The organism is Pseudomonas sp. MF5691, from assembly GCF_016405645.1.
Classification (GTDB): domain Bacteria; phylum Pseudomonadota; class Gammaproteobacteria; order Pseudomonadales; family Pseudomonadaceae; genus Aquipseudomonas; species Aquipseudomonas shahriarae.
Genome location: NZ_JAEKDC010000008.1, coordinates 226,264 through 240,657, shown reverse-complemented (window position 1 = coordinate 240,657; position 14,394 = coordinate 226,264). Strand labels below are relative to the sequence as shown.

Sequence of the window (14,394 nt, the reverse complement as noted above, 5' to 3'; positions counted from 1 at the left end):
GATATCTGCAACCAGATCCCAGGCTGCGTCGGGGAGTTCATACCGCTTTGCCATCTTGGCCTCCTGGCTTTAATGGCGGTGTATTTTACAGAAAATCGTATTTCTTGGGTTTACGTACAGAGCCTAGTATTGCCTGGCGCGCTAAGCATTTGTATGACCCGGTATTTCACCACACCATCCCGCCAGCGTGGACCTTGATATTCATTGCACAGCAGCCTTGACGGCCACCTCGTAAATTCTTGACGAGGCTGGTGCTGGCCAAGTTGCGAGAATGCCCGAAAAGCCTTGCCCTGCGTGGCTTTCAGCGCTCCTCCTGCTGGTGGCTCCGAAGAAATCCGTCAAGACCTGTCAAGAATTTGGTCAAGGCTCCGTCAAGGATGGTCAAGGATTTGAGAGCCGTATTTCCATCTCTGGACTTCTGATGTGGCTCTCGGAACCGCCCGCAGCGGGACACACCCCTAATTCTGGACGTGGTGACTATCTGCCCTGCTACGCCGATCGGTCAGAGCCCTTGATTGCTATGGCTCGCGGGCTGGGCCAGATCACGTTCCGCGGCGCGATCCGTCCAGAACTGTCCAGAATTATTTGCCTCCTCACGATTGGCCCAGACTGCCCGCGACGGCCAACTCAGCAATGCCCTGGCGAATGAACATCAGGTTCTCGTCGAGCGTTTCCAGTGCGCCGCGCACGTTGTTGGCAATGTCTGCCGATCCGCGCTGTTCGACCCAGTTGGAAAGCTCCTCCACCGCGGCGCCCAGGGCGAGCTGGTTTTGGTTGAGGCGGTCGAACAGGCTGGCAATCAGTTTGGTTTCCGTCATGGTGGCTCTCCGTGTTTCGGGAGAGCGTAGCACCGGCGCCGCGAATGCCCGGAATCACCTTTACGTGGTTTGCGTCTGCCGGCGGCAAAGTGCCCTGGTGATGTGATACGGGATTTCCCCGAATCTAATGCGTGAGCCCCGCCCGCATTGGTCGCTGCGCGTTCTCAGGCGGCCACGCTCGCCGAATCCGTCTCATGCCTGTCTCACATTCGCCAGCGATTCGGTAAAGGCCAGGTAAAAGTAGGAGAGACGAAAGGGCGGGGTTCGTCTGGGGTCTGTCAGGGGTATCAGCGGCCACGTTGCGCTTGTTTGACGGGCTGGCCACGCAGTAAGCCTCAGACGCCCACCCGGCGTGGTTTTGGTCTGATGCCTGTCTCGCATTCCGTCAAAGTGTGGTCAAAGTAAATGCCGGCGCCAGCGTGTTGGGATCTACACGGTGAGTTGAATTCAACACTCAATGCTGGCGCGGATCGTGCGCGCCGACCAGTCGACCCCGCGCCGTGGGTTTTGTCTGGGCCTGGCCGGGTTGCCAGTGGAAAACACTGCAAAACGCTGGAAACAACAGTGGAAACCAGCGCCTGGCAACCGCTTGTATTGGTAACTTCCCGTGTTAACCAGCGTGGTAACCACTGGCTAGGTTCGCACCAGGCTCGCGTAAGAGGGTGCGAACCGGAAGTGCGAACCTCAGTGCGAACCTGCTGTCGGTACGCACCCGAATGCGTACCAACCGTGCGTACTGAGCTGCGTACCCAGCGACGGCGACCCGATCTGCAGCAGCGCGTTCTGCTGTTACACCGGTTGTTACACGGCCCCAGTGCGTGAATATGCTGCGTGAACCCTTCGCGGGAGGGCTTCGCGCATCGACTAGGTGCGCGATCAGCATGCGTGAAACATTACGCGAGATCACTGATGTCTGCGGCTATTGGATGCCGCACTGACGCAATGCGACCTCCAGCGATTGGTCCAGTACATATTCCCCGGTCGTAGACGCTGCTTGATTCAGTCCAACAGTGCGGTAGATAAGAGTCTTGCCGGATCGCATCTCTTTGAGAATGGACTGAGCCTTCTCGCCTGTTGACGCGGTAAAAGGCGACATGGATCGCGCTGTAGCCTCCATCGCAGTCTTGTAGGCGTTTTCCACTATCTGTTGTTGCTGGGGATCTTTCGGCGCATAGGCTTGCATAGCTTTGAGCTGGCCCTCGGGCACATAGTCCAGCGGGGTTTCGCTGGTGCTTATCGTCCATGCCTTTTTCTGATCGACTCTGAGCTGGACGTCGCCGACCGGGATCAGGAAGCGGCCGCCGCTTTTCACACCTACCCGGAGGTCGCCATTTATCACCTCAATGTATGGGTAGTATTGATTGCTGACGGTGTATATCCCGCCCCTTGTGTAATAGGTGCCCACCGTGACCGCGCAACTGGATTTATCAGTGAATTTGTCAGTGTTGCGGACAGTCACCCATTCGACGGCGGGGCCGGTAGCACAGCCAGACGTCATAAGGGCGAGTAATAAGACAGGGGCGAGCTTCACATTCACATTCCTTGTATTGGGTTAGGCTGGTCAGGTGGTCGGCAATATAGCAGTCCGGAGTGCTATCCCGCGTGGCTCGGCCAGCATTTGGCCCCTCCATGGTGCGTTTCTCCGAGAGGGATTGGACGAGCCCTTGACCAGCCAAAAGTGGTCACTGATGGTGGTCACCGTGTCTGGTCACCACCCTGGCTCCGGCGTGGATCAACGCCAAACCGTGGATACCAGAGTGGATACCAGCTAGATGGCGAAACAGACGATTTGGTCTGAGTGAGACCATATCGTCTGTCTCGGCTTCTGGAGGCTTGTTAGAGACACGCCTTTGAGGATCTTAGGGCGATCTCTTTTCCTGAGCCGAAGTCGAGATAAGCGCGCTGGTAAAACTTCACAGAGCTACCTGACGTGTTTTTTGCGATCTGTAGGATTTCATTTGTATTCATGTCATTGCCACTGATTAGCCGATAGCCGGTTTCGGTTTCCGACATGGTTGCGTCAGGACGTGACTCTTGCCACTGAGGGAAAACACAGAGCGCGTACTTCTTCGGGGATTTCGCGGTGGTAGCCGAAAAAGTCGGGCCCTTTTGAATCAGGCTGTTAGGTGAGTAACAGCCTGCCAGGAGGAGGGTAGAGGCTGCGAAAATTGCTACTCCGACAAAGCGCATGGGTCGTCGTCCATTACTGATGAGATGTGGAAACTACCATGCGCCTGGTGAAAGCCCCAATTAGTGACGCTTTTCTCCGATAACCTCTCCGCTCGCAGCCATCGCGAAGATGCGACGCCACTGCTCTACGAGTTCCGGGTCAGGATTGAGTGTGGTCTTCATCATGTTGCTGACTGTGGGGTGATGCCCTCCAGCGGCGTTAATCAACTCGTCTGTGGTGAGCCCATAGATTGAGCAGAACTCTTCCCACGCTGCCTTAGCTGAGGCGACCTGATCGAGACACTGACCTAAAATCACTGTTCCGGCATTGGACATATTGGCCGCCATCGTGAGTGCTATACCGCGCATCTCACTTTCAAAAATGTGTGCGACGCGGCAAAGCATTCGGAAAGTGTTTAGGTATTCAAGATTGGTCACTTCGACTGTTTCGGTGGGACAGCTATTCATTAGCCGCTTTAGCTCATCAGTATTTCTAGAGCCGACTGCTCGAATGCTCAATTTCACTCGTTCTGCAATATCCATCAATTCACCTTTGATTTTCAGCTTTCCGGTTAGCCCATGCGATTTCACACTTGATCCTCAGCATAGATCGCGGCACTGATAATCGCGCCACCCCAGCGCCGCCGGCCAATGCACAACGGGACAGGGTTGCCGGATGCCGTGGTGTTCTTGGCGCTGCCGAAGGCGTAGCCGGGGGTATTCTCTGGCGCAGCGCTGGTCTTGAGGCCCGTGGCTTGAGGGCTCAGCATCTGGATCACGCCGCCGGCGGCGGTGCCAATCCCGGCACCCATTACAGCCGTTGCGGCGGCACCTGCCGTCATGAATGACGCGACAACAATGAGGACTATTCCGATCACTGTTTGCAAGACGCCTGCCCGTTTGCTCCCCGATATAACCGGCACAATCCTTATTTCTCGACAACCACCAAGTCCAAACTCGTCCTCGCCAACATTCTTCCGGTTGCGGAAAACCGCAAACTCCAACCCTCTCGCCTTGGCGCTAGCTATATCCTGTGCGAACCCCGGGTGATTTACATCTATCGCCTTCATTGCCTCGCGGGTGTCCCCGTGGCCGGAAAGCAGGAAAGTGTGTTCCCTGCCGTATTTCTTCGCGAGCGAACCGCCCAATAGAACTGTTGTTCGCGGGGTGTACTCGATAACTAATGCGGCCATGGTTTATTTCTCCTACTTATCGTTGGTGGCGTGGGTTGGTACTTCGGCGCCGATCTGCATGGCGAGCATCATTCGGGATGCCATGGCGTCGCCACGGATAGCCTTTTCACGTTCTGGATCTGGATTCCACGCCCAGCAATGGGTTGACACAAACGCTCGAGCGAACGGCTCTATTGGCTTCATCAGATCTGCTGCTATACAAGCCTCGTCCTCGGTGTAATACGGACCATCGATCTCCTTACGGCCACCCTTGACGATGTGGTCAACGCCCCAGACGTAATACCCCGCCACCGCTTTCGGGTTGATCACGAAGTCAGTCACCTTGCACGCCTCGGCGAAGCGCTCCCGGTGTGTGGGTGCCTGGCCTGTGGTGTTGCTATGTTGGTCTGTCATGTTTCCTCTTATGCGCCGCTGGCGCTGGTCATGGGCTTGTGCCCGGTGGTGTTGCTTGGTGTCGCGCCACGTTTTCGTGATTCGCAAAACGTGGCGCGGAAAATGGTCAGTTGCCGACGATGCTGAGGGCTGGTGGCAGCTTTGGGCCGAACGGCGCACCAGGGGCGAATGGGTCGGGTAGTTGATCTTCCGGGCACTCCCTGATGAACCGGATCATGGCGGCGTGGCAGGCCCGATACAGCGGGCCACCGGCGCCCCATTCGTCGCTCTTGCGGTCGGCGCTGTCCTCCAGTTGGGATAGGTAGGCCACTCCACGAAGGCTGGTGTCACCGTCTGCGCTGGCCCGATGGCGATGTACTGGGTTGACGCCCAGTAGGTCGCACATCTGGTCGAAGCCCAGAGCCTGCGCCAGCCCCTCGCGGTCGAACATTAGTGATTGGCCAAACCCTGCGAGTGCGCTCCACGCTCCGCTGCGGGTAGCCTCCTGGTGTTCGTTGGCCTGCTCCTCCAGTTCCGCAATGGTCTGCCGGGTGAATGGGAGAAACGCTTTCAGCTTTCCCGCTTGCCGGCGTAGGGCTCGCCGTTCACTGCGGATAACGTCGAGCTGTCCAGCAATGGCGCGACAGATTCGCCGGGTGGTGATGAGCTGCGTGGTGGCGCTGACGCCTGGCTTCAAAGCGATGTTGCACAAGCGGGTGATAAGGCTGGGCGTCATTGGTACGCCTCCATAGGTGTGGCGTCGTAGCTGGTGCGCAGGTGGGCGCCAGCCGTGCAATGGCGGCCGGTGGGCGCGTAGCAGCGCCGACAAACCATGATGTGGTTGAGGTATTGGTCGCGAGCCTGTCGCCATTCAGGTGTGGCAGTGGCGGCGCTTGCGTGTGGGCTTGTGATGAGCCGGGGGGTGCGCTCGACGAGGCTGGCCAGCATCAGGCGCGGGCGAGGTTCAAGGCGACTCCGCAAATTTGTGGAGTCGGCACCTGCAATGGCTGGCGGCATGTGATCGAGCAGGCCGGAAAGGAGACTCATACCGTCACCTCGGCCTGATCGCTGGTAATCCAGTGTTCCTGTGATTTCAAAAACACCGGCAACAGCGGCAACAATGGCAACAGCCCCGTAAACCGTGGCCTCCAGGCGTTGCCGATGCTGCCAAACTGTTGCCACCGGTTTTTTACCGGCAACAGTGATAACCAAATGAAAGGAGAGAGCCGGTCTCTTATGTTGAAAGTGAGGTGTGCGTTGCCAGTTGTTGCCACTTTTTTTATAGGGTGGCAACGGCTGTAAGCCACGTCCCGCAAGGCCGTTGCCGGTGTTGCCACTGTTGCCAGTGATTCTAGGTTCCTGTGAACTCGGGCAATCTGGATTGCTGGTCTTGGAGTGACGTTCATACGCCACCGCCTTCACGATCCATGATGTCTGGGTCGATCACGTAGAGACGCGCCTGGCCACCACCTGGGAGACGGTAGTTTTTGGTTTTACGCTCGTTGTCACGGCGTGCAAGGACGTTCGCGCCCTCCAGAGCTTTGATGATGCGAGAAAGGCCATATCCGTGTGCCGCCTCTATGAGCGCTGGCTTGTTGAATAGGTACAGGCGGTTGGTGCCCACCAGCTCCCAGTACCCGGCGCGGTTAAATACCTTGGTATCAGGCGTCTGGTCGTCGACATCAGAAAAGCGGCTGCTACCGTGGCGGTCGATAAAGTCCAGGATGCCCGCCAGGATTTGCCGATCTTCGGCGTTGCCGCTGCCAACCCGGCTGAGCCATTCGCCGTACAGCAAACGGCAGTCGGCGAGGGCGGTGCCCGGCACCCATGGCAGCAGGCCGTAGGCGATGGCCATCTCGCCGGCAAGCGCGATCACCGCAAACCGATCAGCTACGCGGCCAGCCTGGGCGTTGTCTTCCACAAAGCTGGCGCGCACCCCGGCGAAGTCTTCCAGTAGGCCTGTGTGGTCGTCGCTTTCGAGCAGCTTCTCGACAAAGGCCGGCCCGAGGTGTCCATGGTGGGCGCCGACCGCCACGGTGAGCTGCCGGTGAAAGTCCGCTCCCTCAAGCCCATGCAATTCGTCGAAGGCCCGGTGTGTGCGGGTACCGGCGTTTACGTCGACCATGCGCAGCTCGGCGCCAGCGTGGGCAGCATTGCCGGATATGGCTGCGTGTTCGGAGAGGGAGCGCTCGCCGCTGGAGAGTGTCAGTAGACGCCAGCTCAATTTGGCGCGGCCTTCGCGCTCGCGGGTCATAGTGCCTTTGCCCTGGCCGTTGGCGAGGGAGTAGGCCATTTCCTGTACGCGCTTGGGGTCGGCGCGCTTTATCTCATCCAAGGGCAGGATGGTGTCATTGCGGCTCGATGCCTCGATCTCCAGGCCGCCCTTGGTCATGTCCCAACTGGCGGCGAACACGCCCGGGTCGCCCCATACCGACGATCCGATCAGTTGTGCCAGCGACTTACCGCTCGAGCTATCGCCCACCAAGTGAACACCACCGCCCAGCACGCCCACCAAACTCAGCAAAGGGCCAGCCAGTGCGCAGCCGATCGCCAGTGTCAGCACCGGGTTACCCGCGCACTTGGCGGCCACCTCCGATTGCCACAGCGCCAGCTCGCCGCGCCGGCTGAAAAGTACCTGAGCCTTATTGCTGGCCTGGTACCGGACATTGGCGCTGCCGATGGTTCGCCCAGGCAGCACGAACGCGCCCGACTCATGCCAGCCCGGCCGGCTGGTGGTGGCAAACACTTCTGCAGGATGCTGGTCGAGCAGGTACTCCATGAACGTCCCGCGCTTCTTGAGGGCAATGATGACGCCCATCCCGAACAATGCGCGGCGGGCGTCCTCGCCGCTGCCGCCGAACACTTCCATGGCGATGATCCACTCCTTGATGCCGCCCTCTGTGACCAGGCGCAGCAACCGCCCCTCGCTGCCATCGTCGCTGTTGGTGGTGCGGGCCACGACCGTGACAGGGCTGGAGATCCACTCATCGGTGATAGGCCGGTCGCCGGTATCGCCCTCGGCGTCGTCCTGGTCAGCGGCGGCGCGCTTGAAGCTATGCCAGTAAACGCCCGGGCGCAGCTTGCGGCCCTTCTCATTGATCACCCAATGCTCATATACCGCCCAGCAGGGACGATCTGGCGCAATGGTCGCGGCGTCCGGCCGAAGGTTGATCACGTTGTCAGGCTTGGACATGGGCGAGTTTCCAGTTGGCGAGGTCGTTGAAGTCGGTGAGGTCATCGGGCGCGCCTTCCGGCCACTCAGGGAAAGCCACTTGGCCACCCACGGCCGCCGCCGCTGCGTTTGCCGCTGAGCGCCCCGGGTTTCCATCGGTGAGCCGGTCGTCGTCGCCGGCGATGACGATTGCCTGGCCCGGGTAGCGAGCGCGAAGGGCCGTCGCCGCCGGGATCAAATTGCCCGCGTTCATGGCAGCGGCAACGACGTAGCCGCCGTGCTGGTGGAGGCTGGCGGCCGTCGCCCAGCCTTCGCAGATGCAAAGCACAGAACCTGGCTCAATGATGCCCAGCGGCGAATAGGTGCCTTTGATCCGGCCGCCGAACAGGAAACGCTTGTCGCCGTCCGGCCCGATCCTTTGCAGGTTGACCAAGCGCCCATCCAGGTACAGCGGGATCAGCAGGTCAGCGCCACGCTGGCGCAGGCCGTAGGAGCGAACTGCCTTGGCTACCAGATACGGGTGGTCGGGGGAGGCGCGGCGCGCATTGCGCCACCAGTGGTTGGCCTTCTCGGCGGCCTGCTGCTGGCGCTGGTGTTGCTCGGCTTCGCGCTGGCGCCGGGCTAGATCAACCCGCTCGCGGATTTGTGCGGCTTCGCGAGCGTCCACCGGTTCGCGACTACACCAGGTGCTGGCGCCACCGGCTTTCCAACTGCCGAAAGCGCCGGATGCAATGCCGTCCAGGTACAGCACATACCAGCCATTGAGCGAGCCAGGCTTATCCTCCGGCACACGGAATCGGTGGATTGCACCGTCGGGCTCTGGTAGCCAGTCGAGGGGGCCATAGACGGCCTGGAGCGCATCACGGAATAGAACGGCCGGATCAATATCCTGCTGACTGGTCACAGGGTGCTCCCGTTAGCAATCTGCTTACGGATTTCGGCGGCGGTCTTTCCTGCGGTATCAATATCCATGCCTGGCGCACGAAGTTGCGTTATCTCCAGGTCGGAGAGACCAAGTTCGCGCATTCGACGAATCCAGCTTGCAAGTCGCTCCAGAGTTCTCTGTTTTGACGTAGGGCCGCTCATCATTTCTTGCGAGCGAAGGCACACCTCGCACATATCGCCTGGCAGCGGCTTGGTGGCCCAAGTGCCAGGGCGCCGATACTCATAGAGGCCGCAATCGCAGCGACAGACCCACCAAGTTCCATTGCCTGCAAGGCTTGGTCGATGCCATGCATACGCTGTCATTCGACCGCGCTTCTTGCCGGTGTAGTCAGTGGCGTGCTCGGGGCGGATGGGCGCCTGCGGTGGGTGGTCGAGGGTGATTCGCATCTTCGGGCGAACCTTGTCGAACCGCGCCTCAAAATGCTCGCCCTTGAGAAAGCCGACAGCTACAGCGGCCCTGTTTACTGGTAGGGGATGTAGTTTGAGTTTCTCGAAAACAGAAGCGCTCATGCGGCCCCCTTCGGCGGGGTAAACCGCTTGGCCAAGTTCTCCAGTTTCTGAGTCAGGCGCTCCAGCTCATCGCAGTGGCGGCCTTGATCGCCTTCCGAGATGCGTAGCTCCAGGAAGCCCACCAGGGTTTCCACCAGCAGCGTATAGCTGGCGCTGTCGATATGCGCGCCAGCCGCGGGTGGGCCGCCACTGCCTTTGCGCTTGATTGGGGTCACGTCACCCATGGCTGACCTCCCGGCGATCAGCGCCAGCAAAGGCCCGGCAAACTTGACCGTTGTTCAAACCGTGCCAGCGGGTGATGTCGTCGATTGAGTCAACCAGACAGGCCGTCACCTGGGCGCCAGAACTACGCATAACAACGCGCCCGCACTCAGCGTCGGCCTCGGTCAAGAACGGCCCCAGCAATGACTTGGGCACCTTCGGGTGGGTGACGTAAAACAGTTCGGTGGCTTTCTTCGGGCAAGCCGATCCCGTCGACGCTGATGCGCCGTTTTGAATTTTCATGCTTAACCTCTTAGGTCAGGTCGCTAGATCGACTCTGAACATGACGGCATTGCCGCCTTGGAATGGGGTGGTGGTCATTTACGATCTACCGGCCGGCGTGGATCTGGCCCGGACAACTCATCCGCTAGATCGCCGCGGGCAATTCGGAATGCTTGCTCCATGTCCTCGGCCAAACGCACACCTTGATAGGTGAGTTGACCGACAGCCGCCTTGGCTGGACCAGGAAAGCGTGTATTGAGTAGCTCCATTCCGTTCACCGCCTCCTCCTCGGATTCAAAAGGGGCGATCATTCGCGAGTACAGCAGGCCATTCTTCTCAACGGCGGGCGTGTAGACGAACCAATAGGCTTGGCGTACGTCGTGGGCGCGGTTATCTGTCGACATTGAATATCTCCCGGTGGTTGATCGGTTTGGCGTCTTCAATCTCCTGATCAGTTTTCCAGTGGCTCGACATGAAGCCGTGCGAATGCAGATGGATCTCGGCCATCAGATCGCGCATGCGGATATTGATCGGTCTGCTGCCGCCGCCGAGAGAGGGTGCGATCGCCTGGGTGTAGATCGTCCGGAGCTCGTCGAACAACTCACGAGCGAGACGCATACCGCGCTGCTCGCCTGGGGTAAGAGCGGAGGTTCTGACCACCACGCCGGTGCGGGGCGTGTCGCCGTTGGTTAGAGTTTTCATGCCGAAACCTCCCGCGATTCATCCTCGATGTCTTCGAGGTCTTTATCCTCAACCCAGGCAACGCCATTGCGCTTTGCGCGCAAGCCATTCACAGCGGCAATAGCGATGCGATCCACGAAGCCGATCTCAAGGCACGTAAATCGGCCACACATAGTGCCCAATGCTGACTTGATGGCCCAAAGCGCCTCATGCTCGTCGTGCGCGGCAAGCTCCACGATCTCGTCGTTGAAGAAAGCTATCCCCTTTTCCCAGTCGGCAGCCACGCCAGGGTTGCCCAAGGGCCAGTTGATGAGTCGACCCATATCGTCGCGCCTAGTGAAGCTGAGGTCGTCGCGGGTTTTGATTGACGTTTTCACTGGCCACCCCCAGCGCCCAGGGCAGCACACCCGGACAGGGCGGCGGAAATTGCCTCGCGGTTGCAGTCGGCGGTGTTGGCGCCGTCAGCGGCAAAGTTCCACGCCACGTCTACCAGGTTGCGGACGTGCTGACTGGTGCCCTTGTCTGCCAGTGCGGCGTAGAGGACGGCCTCAACCTTGCGTAGAGCGATCTGGGCGCTTTCGAGATCCTCGAGCGCATCGTGGGCGACTTCCTGGATGGTGCGGGCGCGAGTATTCATTGCGCACCCCCGATAGACTCCAGGGAGCGGGCGATGGCCATGTGGGCGTTGTAACGGGTTAGACGAACGGAAAGTGATGAGTTTGCGCGGAGGGCGCTCAGGGCCATGCGGCGGTGAGCAAATGCGCGAATTGCGGACGGAATGAGGGCGGACATAGGTGGCGCTCCAAGTTGAATTTCGGAACTGCCACGGTCCTTCCTACGGGATTGGGTGGCAGCCGTGCGTGGGGTAGGAATACCGGGAAACTTGGAACCCGGCCAGGCCGAAGCCTGCCCACACACGGCCGCCATAACACTTAACTGCGGGCGTAAAAAAAGACGCCAGCAATCGTAATGGGGGCGCCTGTGCGCCAAGTTTTCTGTTGGGTTCCTACACCCGATCATGGATTTTGCCATGACTTGGGGCGAACCATACCGATCACTTACGGCGCGTGCAACCAAAGTTATCGACCACTCATCGCCGATCGTGAGCGCGGCGTTCATGCTGCCACCGGGCGACGAGGCGCATTTGTCCCTTTGAGCATAGCCAGCACGCTCTTGGCGCGCTTGTATTCGGTAGGCGGCAAGCTGTAGCGAGTCACAAGGCAAGGCAGCCCCCAGTGGTTCGGCACGCGCTCGGACTTGCGGGCGAACTTCAGGCCGTAGCCGTGGGCCAAGCTGCTGATTGTGCTGTGGAGGCAGTGATCGCCCAGGCGTTCGGCCTCGAAGCGATTGAGGCTGCGGTCCTGGAGCAGATACGCCAGGACGCGGCTGATCTTCGTCGGCGCTTTCCCTGTGCTGGTGGTACTATCGGCGTGAGATTTTTCTGGGCTGGCCTTTATGGGTTGGCCTTTTTTTTGGTCGGTCATTTATGCCGCCTCCCCTCGCAAGGCGATGCGCTGGCGCACCCAGGCATGGACCTCGGCCAGCACAAAGCCAACTGGCGAACCACGCGACTTGCTGTTGCTCAGCGGCACAGGGCGGGGGAAGGTCGGATCGTCTTTTAGGCGCTTGTAGACGGTGGGACGGGCGAGGCCGGTGATGGCTTCGAGATCCGGCATACGGATTAGGGTGATCGCCGGGTCGAAGTTCTGCGCGGCGGCGGCAGAAGGTTGGTGTGGTGCGTGAATGGTGTGCATTGTGCGTTTCCCGATACTGATTTAGACGGGAAACAGGTTCGCTTTTAGCTCATTGTCGGTCACCGCAATTGCGGAATTTAGTACCGCAATCACGGGTTTCGACGAAATTAATCACGGTCTTTCATGGCCTTGTTGGCAATGGAAAATATTTTCTCTAGGTTCCTTTTGCTGAAACCTCTCATATGGGGATATGTCTCCAGCATCTCGGAAATAATTGCCGACTGATTGAGGCCGGAACGGCTGGGCTTTCCGATTAGAGCGATCAAGGCCGCGATGACGGGGTAGCTAGATAAGGTGTCCGCCCCTCTGTTGTTATTTGCTTTGATGCCGCGGATATGTGATCCGTTGATTGTCGAGACCTTGTGAAAAACAGTCTCGTCGTTTTCATTGAGGCTCCAGATCCTATTTTCTCTTGGCGGCGGCGTCAGGGTGGTAGACGGCAGAGATGAGTTTGCCAGTTCAGCAATTCGCAGGATCTCTTCGGGGTGTACCTGTACTAGCTCGAATGGCTCAATCGGCGTCAGCCGCTCGGTTGCTTCATCGAACGTTAGGACTTCGCCATGATCGCTGCGATCCACAAACCATGCGTAGGTGACACCGTTGAGGCAGTGCGCGGGCGCGGCACCCAGTTCTGTGTCGATCATTTGCAGGGCGTCATTCAGATTGAATGTGAATATTCTTTGAGGTCCGTCTACTACGGGCTCCCGAATCAATGTCCATACTTTTTTTCCTGGGTATGGTTCTTCCATTGGCATGCCGGTAAAAGGGCCGCCGATGCTGATATTTAGATGCCCATCGAGGTAGAGATCGAACAAGTCGTCAGCGCTTGCGGCCTCACCTATTAAACTTTCGAGCCATTGCGCAGCACGCGCCAGAGGCAAACCTGATTTGAATCTGGTGAGTTTACTGGTCATTGATTCCTGCCTTTTGCAATTCCATTAGCGAATGTCATGCCCGTTTGCCGAAGTCGCCTTGAGCAACCACGCCGCCAGCCAGGCCGTCGAGGTAGTTCGCATACCATTGCATCATCTTCGTGCGCTGCGGCAGATATTGGGCCTTGTTGTAGACGCCGGCAACGCCAGGCTTTTTGTGTGAAAGCTGGGCCTCGATGTGGTTCTCGTCGAATCCGTTCTCGTTGAGCACTGTCGACGCGATATGCCGGAAGCCGTGACCGGTTTGTCGACCTTCATATCCCATACGGCGCAGCGCCATCAGAAACACGGTGTCACTGCGTGGCTTGGTGTGGTCGCTGCGGCCTGGGAACAAGAGGGGATAGCTGCCGGTGTACTGGCGCAGTTCCTCCAGCGCCTCTATAGCCTGAGATGAAAGCGGCACCAGGTGCTCAAGTCCCTTTTTGCGACCTTTGCGCTCGACTGGGATCGTCCAGACCTTCTTGGCAAAATCGAACTCCGACCACTGCGCCTCGCGCAGCTCGCTGGGGCGCACCGCGAACAGGCTCAGCAGGCGCAGGCCGAGGCGCACATCGTGAGCGTGTGGATAGGCAGCGATGGCGCGGATCAGGCCGGGAAGCTCATCGGGTGAGACGTGGGCGTAGTTCTCGGCCTTGCCTGACTGGAGGTATTTTTGCAGCCCCTCAAGCGGGTTATGGGTCGCCCGGCCAGTTACTCGGGCCAGGTCGTAGGCGTCTCGGCAGTACGAGCGCACCCGGCTCATTTGCTCAAGAATTCCCTGTTGTTCCATGCCGCGCAGAAACTCCATCCACTCAAGCGGTGTGATGTCGGCATAGGGGCGTTTACCGAACACCGGGAAGACGTGACGCTCCAGGGCGCCGAGGATTCGCTTGGCGGTACCCGCATCCCAGTTGGTCAGGCGTGAGGCGTACCACTCTCTCGCCAGCGGCTCGAATGTCTCGCCGGCGATATCCCTTTCTGCTTTCTTGCGGGCTTGCTTGGTAACGATCGGGTTTTTGCCGTCGGCGGCGTCGGTGCGCAATTCGGCAGCTTTCTGCCTGGCGACTGATCCGCTCACCTCGGGGTAACCTCCAAGCCCAAGCCATGACCATTTGCCGTCGGGCTTCTTGTAGCGAAGCTGCCAGGACTTTTGGCCATCAGGCTTCACGCGGAAATAAAGGCCGCTCCCGTCCAGCTCGCGATACTCGTTGGCATCAGGCTCCAGGCCGGCCAATGCGGTATCGGAAAGGGGGCGGCGTTTTATCTCGGATCGCTTCATTTGGGCTTGTATCCCCTCGGTTCAATTATTTGTCGAGGATACACAGGGGGATACACGGAGGGAAGGTATAGGGGGATACAGGGAGAGATAGCCAGAAACAAGAAAGC

22 protein-coding genes are annotated in these 14,394 nt (G+C 59.1%); 1 reads left to right on the top strand and 21 read right to left on the bottom strand.

Translation table 11 applies throughout. The features are described from left to right. The coding region (locus tag JFT44_RS28675; RefSeq protein ID WP_233098356.1) for a hypothetical protein at positions 1–221 on the top strand (221 nt) is incomplete at its 5' end. A gap of 372 nt (positions 222–593) precedes the next feature. Here the strand turns inward: JFT44_RS28675 and JFT44_RS14560 are convergent. The 21 genes from JFT44_RS14560 to JFT44_RS14455 form a co-directional block, all read right to left on the bottom strand. Then, positions 594–818 carry a hypothetical protein gene (locus JFT44_RS14560; protein WP_198830845.1) on the bottom strand — a complete coding sequence of 75 codons (225 nt, stop codon included), beginning with the start codon at positions 816–818 and terminating at the stop codon, positions 594–596. Positions 819–1,737: 919 nt separating this feature from the next. Continuing rightward, positions 1,738–2,349 (bottom strand): hypothetical protein, encoded by a 612-nt coding sequence (locus JFT44_RS14555; RefSeq protein WP_094994327.1) that lies wholly within the window; start codon positions 2,347–2,349, stop codon positions 1,738–1,740. Positions 2,350–3,068: 719 nt separating this feature from the next. Then, positions 3,069–3,530 (bottom strand): hypothetical protein, encoded by a 462-nt coding sequence (locus tag JFT44_RS14550; RefSeq protein ID WP_198830844.1) that lies wholly within the window; start codon positions 3,528–3,530, stop codon positions 3,069–3,071. A gap of 44 nt (positions 3,531–3,574) precedes the next feature. Further along, positions 3,575–4,180, bottom strand: coding sequence for a tail assembly protein (locus tag JFT44_RS14545; RefSeq protein ID WP_198830843.1), 606 nt, complete (start codon positions 4,178–4,180; stop codon positions 3,575–3,577). Positions 4,181–4,192: 12 nt separating this feature from the next. Further along, positions 4,193–4,573, bottom strand: coding sequence for a hypothetical protein (locus JFT44_RS14540; RefSeq protein WP_198830842.1), 381 nt, complete (start codon positions 4,571–4,573; stop codon positions 4,193–4,195). A gap of 106 nt (positions 4,574–4,679) precedes the next feature. Further along, positions 4,680–5,288, bottom strand: coding sequence for a hypothetical protein (locus JFT44_RS14535; RefSeq protein WP_198830841.1), 609 nt, complete (start codon positions 5,286–5,288; stop codon positions 4,680–4,682). After that, positions 5,285–5,599: a hypothetical protein gene (locus JFT44_RS14530; protein ID WP_198830840.1), complete on the bottom strand. Its 315-nt coding sequence runs from the start codon at positions 5,597–5,599 to the stop codon at positions 5,285–5,287. The genes JFT44_RS14535 and JFT44_RS14530 overlap by 4 nt, the downstream gene beginning before the upstream one ends. Continuing rightward, positions 5,596–5,958 (bottom strand): hypothetical protein, encoded by a 363-nt coding sequence (locus JFT44_RS14525; protein ID WP_198830839.1) that lies wholly within the window; start codon positions 5,956–5,958, stop codon positions 5,596–5,598. The genes JFT44_RS14530 and JFT44_RS14525 overlap by 4 nt, the downstream gene beginning before the upstream one ends. Further along, a complete protein-coding gene (locus tag JFT44_RS14520; protein WP_198830838.1) occupies positions 5,955–7,745 on the bottom strand; it encodes a DUF927 domain-containing protein in 1,791 nt (596 codons plus the stop codon). The genes JFT44_RS14525 and JFT44_RS14520 overlap by 4 nt, the downstream gene beginning before the upstream one ends. Then, positions 7,732–8,628, bottom strand: coding sequence for a toprim domain-containing protein (locus tag JFT44_RS14515; RefSeq protein ID WP_307830147.1), 897 nt, complete (start codon positions 8,626–8,628; stop codon positions 7,732–7,734). The genes JFT44_RS14520 and JFT44_RS14515 overlap by 14 nt, the downstream gene beginning before the upstream one ends. After that, positions 8,625–9,179, bottom strand: a complete 555-nt coding sequence (locus JFT44_RS14510) for a hypothetical protein (RefSeq protein WP_198830837.1) — start codon at positions 9,177–9,179, stop codon at positions 8,625–8,627. Before JFT44_RS14510 ends, JFT44_RS14515 begins: the two co-directional genes overlap by 4 nt. Continuing rightward, the gene (locus JFT44_RS14505) at positions 9,176–9,403 is read right to left on the bottom strand and encodes a hypothetical protein (RefSeq protein ID WP_198830836.1); all 228 of its coding nucleotides are present in this window, start codon (positions 9,401–9,403) and stop codon (positions 9,176–9,178) included. Before JFT44_RS14505 ends, JFT44_RS14510 begins: the two co-directional genes overlap by 4 nt. Beyond that, entirely contained in the window at positions 9,396–9,683 is a 288-nt protein-coding gene (locus JFT44_RS14500) for a hypothetical protein (protein ID WP_198830835.1), read from the bottom strand. The genes JFT44_RS14505 and JFT44_RS14500 overlap by 8 nt, the downstream gene beginning before the upstream one ends. 74 nt (positions 9,684–9,757) lie before the next feature. Next, the gene (locus JFT44_RS14495) at positions 9,758–10,066 is read right to left on the bottom strand and encodes a hypothetical protein (protein ID WP_198830834.1); all 309 of its coding nucleotides are present in this window, start codon (positions 10,064–10,066) and stop codon (positions 9,758–9,760) included. Further along, entirely contained in the window at positions 10,053–10,364 is a 312-nt protein-coding gene (locus tag JFT44_RS14490; RefSeq protein ID WP_198830833.1) for a hypothetical protein, read from the bottom strand. The genes JFT44_RS14495 and JFT44_RS14490 overlap by 14 nt, the downstream gene beginning before the upstream one ends. After that, positions 10,361–10,720 (bottom strand): hypothetical protein, encoded by a 360-nt coding sequence (locus JFT44_RS14485; protein WP_198830832.1) that lies wholly within the window; start codon positions 10,718–10,720, stop codon positions 10,361–10,363. Before JFT44_RS14485 ends, JFT44_RS14490 begins: the two co-directional genes overlap by 4 nt. Beyond that, positions 10,717–10,980, bottom strand: a complete 264-nt coding sequence (locus JFT44_RS14480; RefSeq protein WP_198830831.1) for a hypothetical protein — start codon at positions 10,978–10,980, stop codon at positions 10,717–10,719. The genes JFT44_RS14485 and JFT44_RS14480 overlap by 4 nt, the downstream gene beginning before the upstream one ends. Positions 10,981–11,458: 478 nt before the next feature. Continuing rightward, positions 11,459–11,827, bottom strand: coding sequence for a hypothetical protein (locus tag JFT44_RS14470; protein ID WP_198830829.1), 369 nt, complete (start codon positions 11,825–11,827; stop codon positions 11,459–11,461). After that, positions 11,828–12,097 carry an AlpA family transcriptional regulator gene (locus JFT44_RS14465; RefSeq protein WP_198830828.1) on the bottom strand — a complete coding sequence of 90 codons (270 nt, stop codon included), beginning with the start codon at positions 12,095–12,097 and terminating at the stop codon, positions 11,828–11,830. It lies immediately after the preceding gene. Positions 12,098–12,204: 107 nt separating this feature from the next. After that, positions 12,205–13,011: a hypothetical protein gene (locus JFT44_RS14460; protein ID WP_198830827.1), complete on the bottom strand. Its 807-nt coding sequence runs from the start codon at positions 13,009–13,011 to the stop codon at positions 12,205–12,207. A 34-nt stretch (positions 13,012–13,045) separates the two neighbouring features. Beyond that, positions 13,046–14,287 (bottom strand): tyrosine-type recombinase/integrase, encoded by a 1,242-nt coding sequence (locus tag JFT44_RS14455; RefSeq protein ID WP_198830826.1) that lies wholly within the window; start codon positions 14,285–14,287, stop codon positions 13,046–13,048. Positions 14,288–14,394: the final 107 nt, after the last annotated feature.